General features: G+C 73.8%; 6 protein-coding genes. 5 read left to right on the top strand and 1 reads right to left on the bottom strand.

Annotated features, from left to right (window positions below; genetic code table 11):
* The first annotated feature begins 3 nt into the window (after positions 1–3).
* The 5 genes from AC5WS8_RS26760 to AC5WS8_RS26780 all read left to right on the top strand — a co-directional run bounded on the left by AC5WS8_RS26760 (position 4) and on the right by AC5WS8_RS26780 (position 8,564).
* Positions 4–4,335: a cation-translocating P-type ATPase gene (locus AC5WS8_RS26760; protein WP_496106020.1), complete on the top strand. Its 4,332-nt coding sequence runs from the start codon at positions 4–6 to the stop codon at positions 4,333–4,335.
* Positions 4,336–4,808: 473 nt separating this feature from the next.
* Positions 4,809–5,375 (top strand): methanogen output domain 1-containing protein, encoded by a 567-nt coding sequence (locus AC5WS8_RS26765; protein ID WP_496106021.1) that lies wholly within the window; start codon positions 4,809–4,811, stop codon positions 5,373–5,375.
* A 1-nt stretch (position 5,376) separates the two neighbouring features.
* Complete coding sequence (locus tag AC5WS8_RS26770) at positions 5,377–6,948, top strand: PP2C family protein-serine/threonine phosphatase (RefSeq protein ID WP_496106036.1); 1,572 nt, start codon at positions 5,377–5,379, stop codon at positions 6,946–6,948.
* A gap of 269 nt (positions 6,949–7,217) precedes the next feature.
* Entirely contained in the window at positions 7,218–7,469 is a 252-nt protein-coding gene (locus AC5WS8_RS26775) for a WhiB family transcriptional regulator (protein WP_496106022.1), read from the top strand.
* Positions 7,470–7,718: 249 nt separating this feature from the next.
* Positions 7,719–8,564: an RNA polymerase sigma factor SigF gene (locus AC5WS8_RS26780; protein WP_496106023.1), complete on the top strand. Its 846-nt coding sequence runs from the start codon at positions 7,719–7,721 to the stop codon at positions 8,562–8,564.
* A gap of 611 nt (positions 8,565–9,175) precedes the next feature.
* On the opposite strand, the gene AC5WS8_RS26785 is transcribed toward AC5WS8_RS26780, so the two are convergent.
* Positions 9,176–9,328 carry a hypothetical protein gene (locus AC5WS8_RS26785; protein ID WP_496106024.1) on the bottom strand — a complete coding sequence of 51 codons (153 nt, stop codon included), beginning with the start codon at positions 9,326–9,328 and terminating at the stop codon, positions 9,176–9,178.
* Positions 9,329–9,487 lie beyond the last annotated feature (159 nt).

Genomic DNA, 9,487 nt, shown 5'->3' on the forward strand with positions numbered 1-9,487 from the left:
GTCATGGTCCTCGCACTGCTGACGAGTCCTTCGACCGCCGCCGCACGTGTCGTGCCGGCGGCGGCCCACCTGCTGGAGCGGTCGGCCCCGACCGCCGTGGGCGCGGCCGCGGGAGCCGCGGCCCAGGCGGAGCGGGCGGGGGTGCGGAGCGCGGACGCCGCGGTCCGTGTCGCCCGCGTCGCCCGGCACGCGCTGCCGGGCCGCCCCCGCCCGTGGCGGTCCGGCACCCGGGCGCATCTCGCGCTGCGGCGGGCGGATCCCGGGGAGGAGCGGCGGGCGGAGGGAGTCGCCACGAGGGCGCGTCGGGTGGCCGCGGCACTGGTGGACCACCCGGACGTGGCCTTCGCGTACTGGGACGGCGGGCTGGCCCGTCTGGTGGTGGCCGCGACCGAGGAAACGGCCACCGACCGGGTGCTCGAGCACGCCACCGGTCTCGCGGAACGCCATGGGCTGGTCCGGGCGGACGACCTGCCGGAGGAGTTCCCGCATCCGGCGGAGCCCGCCGGGGTACGGGCCGCCGCGACCGCGCTGGCGGCCGACATGGCCGGCACGGCGGCCGCGGTGAGCGGGTCGGCCCTTGGCCTGCCGGCGTCGCCGCGCCTGGTGACCGCGGCCGTGACACTGCTGCGCGAGAACCCGCGCTTTCGCGGGCTGCTGCGCGCCCGACTCGGCCGCACCGGCATGGACCTCGCGCTGGCCTGGGCGAACGCGGCCGCGCACGGTGCCGGGCAGTCGCCCACGTCGCTGGTGCTCGACGGAGCACTGCGGTTCTGCCAGTTGGCGGAGACGGTGGCTCGCGCGGCCGCCTTCGACGCGGTCCACGACGAGGTGTGCAGCCCGGAGCGGTCCGGCGTGCCCGCGGGCGAGGTTCCGCGTCCGCCGCTGCGCCCCGCACCGGCCCAGGAGTACGCCTCCCGCGCCGCCACCGGCAGCCTGGTCGGAGCCGCAGTGACGCTGCTGGTCAAGCGCGACCTCCACGACGCCGCCGAAGCGGTGCTGGCGGGATCCCCGAAGGCCGCGCGCTACGGACCCGCCGCCTTCCGCGCCGTGTTGAGCGGCGCGCTGTCCCGGGACGGCGTGCTGGTACGCGACCCGCGGCGGCTGGGGCAGCTGGAGACGGCCGGCACGGTCGTGCTGCACCCGAGCGCGCTGCGCACCGAGGGCGACGGGGCGGACCCGTGGGCCGAGGCGGTGCTGGACGCGGCACGCCGGGCCGGGCTGCGCGTCGTGGTCGTGGACGACCCCGCGTTGCGGGAGTTCACCGGCCTCGCCGACCAGGTCGTGGACGCGCGGCGTCCATGGGACGACGTGGTGCACGAACTGCGCGGCGACTCCGGCGGCGTCGTCACGGTCGCCCGGCCCGCCTCGGCCGACGATCGCACCGTCCTGGCCGGGCTGCTCGCCGGCGACGTCGCCGTCGCCCTCACGGACCGGGACGCCGCCGTCGTATGGGGAGCGGACGTCCTGGCCCTGCACGGGCTGCGCGACGTGTGGCGGCTGCTGGCCGCGGTCCCCGCGGCCCGCGCCGTCGGCCGCCGGGCGCAGACCCTGGCCCGCTCCGGCGCCGCGCTCTCCGGCCTGCTCGTGGCCGTCGGCGAGTCCAAGGCCGGCCGGGGGCGGCGCGGCCTGCTGCCCGGCCTGCGGCACGTCCCCGTCGACGTCAGCGCGGCGACGGCCCTGGTGTCCGGGGCGCGCGCCGCGCTGGGCGTGGCGGCGGCCCGCGCCCCGCACCCCCGTCCGCGCGTGCCCTGGCACGAACTGCCGCCCGAGGAGACCCGGGCCCGGCTGGCGACCGAACAGGCCCGCGAACCGGACCCGTTCGACCTCGTCACGGCCCGGCTGCGCAAGGCGACGCGCACCGCCGGGCGGCTGCCCGCCCTGGCCCCGGCGCGCTGGACCTTCCAGCTCACCCGGGCGGTGCGCGGTGAACTCGACGACCCGCTCACCCCGGTCCTGGCGGTCGGCTCCGCCGCCTCCGCCATCCTCGGCTCCGTCGTCGACGCGGCGCTCGTCGTCGGCGCGCTCGACCTCAACGCGCTCGTGGGCGGCATGCAACGGCTGCGCGCGGAACGGGCGCTGTCCGGTCTGCTGGCCGAGCAGAAGCAGAAGGCGCGCGTCGCCTCCGCGCACGAGGACGCGGCGGAGGCCCCGCGGACGGTGGACGCGGCCCGGCTCAGGCCCGGCGACGTGATCGAGCTGAAGTCGGACGACGTCGTGCCCGCCGACGCGCGCCTGCTCCGGGAGGACGGCCTGGAGATCGACGAGTCGGCGCTGACCGGGGAGTCCCTGCCGGTCGCCAAGCAGGTCGACCCGACCCCCGGCGCCCCTGTCGCCGACCGCAGGTGCATGGTCTTCGAGGGCACCACCGTGGTGGCCGGACAGGCCCGGGGCGTTGTGGTGCAGACCGGTGAAAGCACCGAGGCCGCCCGTGCCGTGACGCTCGCCGCGCGCACCCCGCCCTCCGCCGGAGTGCAGGCCAGGCTGCAGGAACTCACCCGCAAGGCACTGCCGCTCACGCTGGGCGGCGGAGCAGCGGTGACGGCACTGGCGCTGCTGCGCGGAACGCCCGTCCGGGAGGCGGTCAGCGGCGGTGTGGCCGTCGCCGTGGCCGCAGTCCCGGAGGGGCTGCCGCTGGTGGCCACGGTCGCGCAGCTCGCGGCCGCCCGGCGGCTCGGCCACCGCGGCGTCCTGGTGCGCACCCCGCGCACCCTGGAGGCACTGGGCCGCATGGACACCGTCTGCTTCGACAAGACCGGCACCCTCACGAAGAACCGGCTGCGCCTGACCCGTGTCGCCGACGCCGACGGCACGGTCCACGCGGTGACTCAGGCGGCGGTCGCGGGCATCGTACGGGACGCGGCGCGCGCCTGCCCCCGGCTGAACGGCGGCTCCGAGCGGCCGGTGCACGCCACCGACGCGGCCGTCGTGGACGCGGCCGGTGCCGATCCGCACTGGGAGCAGGCCGAGGGCCTGCCGTTCGAGGCGGCGCGCGGGTATGCCGCCGCGGTGGGCCGCGCCGCGGACGGCCCGCGCACGCTCGTGGTCAAGGGCGCCCCGGAGACCGTCCTGCCCGCCTGCTCCGGGCTGCCGGACCACGCCTCTGCCACGGCCCGGACGCTCGCCGGGGAGGGCCTGCGGGTCCTGGCGGTGGCCCGGCGCGCCCTGGGCGAGCACGAGAAGGACTCCGACGCCATCCGACGTCCGCTGCAGCGGCTGGAGTTCGCCGGACTGCTGGCGCTCTCCGACGCGCCGCGCGAGACGTCCCCGGCCCTGGTGAGCGGTCTGCGGAAGGCCGGCGTTCGGCCCGTCATGCTGACCGGTGACCATCCGCAGACCGCCCGGGCGATCGCGACCGAACTGGGCTGGCCGGAGGACACCGTCGTGGTCACGGGGGAGGAACTGGCCGCCGCTGACCGGTCGGTGAGGGTCCGCATGCTGGCCGGCGCTGGCGTCGTGGCCCGTGTCGCGCCGGAGCAGAAGCTCCAGGTCGTCGAGGCCCTGCGGGACGCGGGCCGGGTGGTCGGGATGGTGGGCGACGGCGCGAACGACGCCGCGGCGATCCGCGCCGCGGACGTCGGCGTGGGCATCAGTGCCCGGGGATCCGCCGCCGCGCGCAACGCCGCCGACCTGGTGCTCACCGACGACGACCTGACCGTCCTGGTCGAGGCGGTCCGCGAGGGCCGCGCTCTGTGGCGCAGCGTCGCCGACGCCGTGGCGATCCTGATCGGCGGGAACGCCGGCGAGATCGGCTTCGGCGCCATCGGCACCCTGCTGTCCGGGACCGCCCCGCTGAGCACGCGTCAGATGCTCCTCGTCAATCTGTTCACGGACCTGTTTCCGGCCATGGCGGTGGCGGTGACGCCGCGGCGGCAGGAGCCCACGGCGGGGGAGCGGGACGACGAGGAGGGCACGGTGTCCGTGGACGGAGTGCCCCAGGTCCTGGGGGCACCCCTGATCCGGCAGATCCGCCACCGCGCGCTGACCACGTGCCTGGGTGCGGTGGCGGCCTGGCTGATCGGCCGCTTCACACCGGGCAGCGTCCGCCGCGACGGCACGATGGCCCTGTGCGGGGTGGTCGGCACCCAGCTCGCCCAGACCCTGGCCGACCGCCGCGACAGTCCGCTGGTCCGCGTGACCGCCCTCGGCTCCGCCGTCGCACTCGTCGCGCTCGTCCAGACGCCCGGTGTCAGCCACCTGTTCGGCTGCACACCGCTGGGACCGTTCGGCTGGGCCGGTGTCGCGGCGGCGATCACCCTGGCGCTGATGGGCCAACGGGCGTTGCCACGACTGGAACCGGCCATCGCCCGACTGCTGCCGACGGCGGTACCGGGGTGACCAGGTTCTCGGACGCGGCCACGTCGTGCCCCGCGCTCGGAGGGACGAGGCGCCGCCGGCGCTCCAGGAGTTGCCGCTGCTGCTCGACGGACGCCGGCAGCGGCTGCACCCGACGGGCGAAGCGGAGCCGGTCGTCCGTGAAGTCCGCTCCCGCACGGTGGACGGGACACCCGTCGGTGGGAGTGCTCGCCCCGGGAAGCGGGAGCGCCCCGGTGTTCGCGGACGCACCGCGGCCCACGGCGCGCGGGCGGTGCGGGGAGGGGCGGGCGACCGGGTGCCTGATCGGGAGCACACCCCGTGAACGCCTGTACGACAGCACGCGCGTACGCCTCGAGGGGATCCGGAACCGGGGGTTCGTGCGGCGGTGGGCGGGGCGCTATGCTCGCGAGCGGACCGTGTGATGGCAGGTGGACCTGTCAGTCGACATTCGCGCAGACCGTGCGCACGGTACTCCGCGGCAGGGAGGGACCGTCGTGAACCTGGCCAAGGACGCGCACGTGGATCTGGACCGGGACGTGTTCATGCGTGGTCTGGTCCGCGAGCTGGCGACGTCCCTGGAGTCCGTGGTGGGACTCGAGGAGGCCTCCGGCTACATCAGCCTGGTCGGCCAGTCGGTGGGGCTGCAGATCAACGAGGCCTACACCAGGGCCATGGGCCTGCAGCAACTCACCCGTGAACAGGTCGCCGACGTGCTGGTCGATCTCAAACAGCGCATCAAGGGCGACTTCTACCTCATCTCCGAGGACGAGCACACCATCGTCCTGGGCAGCCGCAGCTGCCCGTTCGCGGAGAAGGTGCTCGGGCGGGAGTCGATGTGCATGATGACGTCGAACGTCTTCGGCACCATCGCCGCGCAGAACCTCGGATACGCGCGCGTCGAGCTGGAGGAGACGATCGCCCGCGGCGCGACCGGCTGCCGCGTAGTGGTGTACCTCGAACCCGAACTCGACCTGGGCGAAGAACCGGGTCGCGAGTACTTCGGCGACGCTCCGGCGCTCGAGGACGAAGCGGTCGACACGGTGCCCGGAGCGGGTGGCTGAGATGGACCTGGCGAAGTTCCAGGCCGTTGCCAGGCCTCTGCCCCACGCCCTCCTGGTCTGCACGTTCTCGGGCCGGGTGGTGGCCGCCAATCCCGCCACGAGCCGTACGGTGGACACGCTGGGCACCGGAGTGGAACTCGCGGACCTGGTGCTGGACCCCGCGGACCTGGTCCAGCGGATGGCGCAGTGGTCGCGCAGCGGATCCCCGCTGCCCGGCGTCATGACCGTGCTCGACAGCGCCGGCGACCCCGTCCGCCTGCGGTGTCACGGCGGCCGGGCCACCTGGTGGGAAGGCCCCGAGCCGGCCGTCCAGTTGCACCTGTCCCGGCTCGACGTCAGCGACCGCTTCGTGGCGCTCAGCCAACGCGTCAGCCTGCTGAACCAGCAGATGGCCTACCGGCACGCGATCGCCAAGCAGCGGGACCGCGTGCTGCGCACCGAGCAGCGGGCCCGCGCTCGTATGCAGCGCCTGTACCGGCTCACGGCCGCCCTGGCGGCCGCCGCCACCCTCACGGACGTCTGCGACGCCGTGTACAAGTGCGCACCCCAGGCCCTCGACGCCGCGGACGTGACGCTCGAGTTGCACCCGCGGCGCATCGTCCCGTCCCTCGGCCCGGCCGACACGCTGCCCGTGACGACGGCTCCCTGGGTGGATCTCGACCGGCCGTACACCGCACCGGCCGCCGGGCTGACGCGCGACGCCGAGCAGCGCCTGCCGCTTCAGTCCGAGGGCGTCACCCTCGGCACCCTGGTCATCCACCACGCTCCGGGAGCCGAGCAGGACGCCGAGCACACCGTCGCCATCAGCCAGCAGATCGCCCAGGCGGTGCGCAGGGCGGGCCTCTTCGAACACGAACACCGGCTCGCCGAACGCCTCCAGCGCAGCCTGCTGCCCAACCTGCCGCCCGTCGACGGGCTGGACATCGCCGGCGGATACGCCCCCGGCACCCAACTGGTCGACGTCGGCGGCGACTGGTACGACGTCCACGTTCTCGACGACGACACCGTGGGTCTCACCATCGGCGACATCGCCGGCCACGGCATCGCCGAGGCCACCGCCATGGCCCAGACCACCACCGTGTTGCGCAGCATCGCCCGGCGCAGCGGCACCCGCCCACCCGCGGTCCTGGCGGAGCTCAACGACTTCCTCGGCACCTACCACCACGGCCTGATGGCCACGGCCTGCTACGCCGCCTACGAACGCCGCACCCGTACCCTGCGTTACTCCAGGGCCGGCCACCCTCCGCCCCTGCTGATCGACGCCGACGGTTCCAGCCGGTACCTCGAGGGCGCGCTCGCCCCACCCCTCGGCCCCGTCCCGTTCACCGACTACCCGCAGGTGGAGACGACCGTCCCGGAAGGCGCCACGCTCGTGTTCTACACCGACGGTCTGATCGAGCGACGTGGCCAGAGCCTCGACGTCGGCCTGGAGCAGCTCCTTCAGGCAGCGCGCTCGACCGCGGGCCTCGACGCCCGGGGCGTCTGTTCGCTGCTGCTCCACCAGCAGCCCGACACGGAGATGCCCGACGACCGGGCCCTGCTCGCCGTGCGCTTCCCGGCGTCCGCCGACTGAACCACCCACTGCCCGGCCGGGGGCCGGGCCCGGAGGTTCCGGCAGGAGACCGGCCCGGCTCCGATGCAGTGGCTCACCAGGCAACGGTTGCAGTACGCACGCCGACAGCGCACTCGTGTCCGCCTGCGCCGAACGTGTACTTGTGAGGATTCCGCGAAGCTTGCCCATGCGTGGCTTTCTGCCCAGTTTCATCCGCTGGTCGGCAGGTGACCCGAAGCGCGTACACGTTTCGCAAGGGCACGGACGACTTTCGATCGCAGGTGACTTTCATGGACAACTGGCGAGACCACGCCGCGTGCCGACACGAGGATCCCGATCTCTTCTTCCCGATCGGCACCACGGGTCCGGCGCTGCTCCAGACACAGCAGGCGAAGGCGGTCTGCCGCCACTGCCCCGTGCAGGAGGAGTGTCTGCAGTGGGCGCTCGACACCAACCAGGCCATCGGGGTGTGGGGCGGTACCAGCGAGACCGAGCGCCGGGTGCTGAAGCGGCGCGCGGGAACCCGCCGCCGCTCCGGGTAGCCCGAGCGGTGCGGGAGGGCGCGCCGTGTGGGCGATGCCTCCGGCCATCCCCGGGACAGGCGAGCCTGCCAGGGGGCCGCTGCACCGTTGCGGTCCCCTGGCCGTGTGCGTTGTGGTCGTCACCGGCGCCGGTGACCCGGTGCTGACAAGCCGCGCGTCTGGCAGGCATGCTCGGCGGATGCCCGGGTACACGACGGCTCGTCAGCTTGTGCAGGCAGGGGGACCTGCTTGGATCCGGGAGGGAAACACGTGACGGCAGCGACCACGGCGACGACCGACGCGCACATAGCCGGACTGCCGCAACTCGCCGACCCGTCCGGGGTCACACCCAAGGACGCTCGTGCGTTGTCGAAGGTGTTCTTCGACCAGTTGGCGGTGCTGGAAGAGGGCACACCCGAGTACCAGTACGCGCGTAACACCCTGATCGAGATGAACATGTCCCTCGTCCGCTACGCGGCGGCCCGGTTCCGCAGCCGCGGGCCGGAGGAGATGGAGGACATCGTCCAGGTCGGCATGATCGGCCTCATCAAGGCGATCGACCGGTTCGAACTCTCGCGGGAGGTGGAGTTCACCTCCTTCGCCATTCCGTACATCGTGGGTGAGATCAAGCGGTTCTTCCGTGACACCTCCTGGGCGGTGCACGTGCCGCGGCGCCTGCAGGAGGCCCGGGTCCAGCTCGCGCGAGCCACTGAGGAACTGCGCAGCCGCCTCGGCCGCGCACCGACGGTCAAGGAGCTGTCGGAGCTGATGTGCCTGACCGAGGAGGAGGTCATCGAGGCCCGCCTGGCGGCAAACGGCTACAACTCCTCCTCCCTGGACGCCGCCATCAACAACGGTGACGACGGTGAGACCGCGCTGGCCGACTTCATCGGCACCGACGACCAGGCACTGGAACTGGTGGAGGACTTCCACGCCCTGGCCCCCATGATCGCCGAACTCGGTGAGCGGGACCGGCAGATCATTCACATGCGGTTCGTCGAAGAACTCACCCAGGCGCAGATCGGCGAACGCCTCGGTGTTTCCCAGATGCACGTCTCCCGCCTGCTGTCCCGCACGCTCGCCCGGTTGCGCGAAGGCATGCTCACCACCAGTTGACACGCACGGCACTCCACGACGGTGTGACCGCCACACCTTTGGCGGCGGTCACACCGTCGCCGCGCACCCGTACGGGCGCACCTGACCGGCGGGCATCTCCTGTACGTCATCGGCCCGGTTGGAGCGCCGGCGCCCGGAGACCTCGGTTCGGCGGTGGGGTGCGGTCAGCGGGCGGCGAGGAGCCCGAGCGTGTCGACCACGCGGGCTGCCGCGGTCGGCGTGCCGCAGCCCGGGGCCGGTGGTCAGGGCATCGCGATGCCGTCCAACTTGCCCGTCCGCGCCAACAGCGCCCTGCTGTCGAGCGCCTACGTGCAGAAGGCCGCGGGCGGTCGTCCGGTGCGTGCTCTGGGGGCACCCCCTGCTCGAAGAGCTTGGGGGGAGCGTGCCGGACGCCGCGACGGGGCGAACGTTGCCCGTTGCGGCAGTAGTTGTCGGGCACGTGAGCAGGCCAGTTGCCGGGCAGGTGGAGCAGCCGACCTGGTAGAGGCGATGGACCACTGTGCGGCTGCGCTGGACGGCAGCCCGGGTGAGGAGCACGGAGGGGGAGGGGAGTTCGACCTGTAGGCGCACGCCGACCATCGACACCTTTGGTCAACGGCCCGGACATCGCCTCACGTCGAGGTGGAGGCGTTGCCCGGGGCCTTCCGATATTCCCGGCGGACCAGCGCGACGAGCACGCCGCCGGACTCGTCCTCGCCTTCGTCGTCGACGACCTCGAAGGCGAGCTGGCGCGTCTGCGTGCCGAGGGTGTCACGGTCCACCATGCCGCTGACCGAGGAGGAGTGGGGTGAGCGTGCCTTCCAGGTGCGGGACCCCAACGGTGTGATCGTCCAGTTGGTCGACTGGAACACCACCGCCGGGCGCTGAGGCGGCCGATCGGGGACGGTCTCGGCGAGCAGCGGTCGGCACTGTCAGCCGCTCAC

It is taken from the genome of Streptomyces sp. PTL18 (assembly GCF_059510295.1).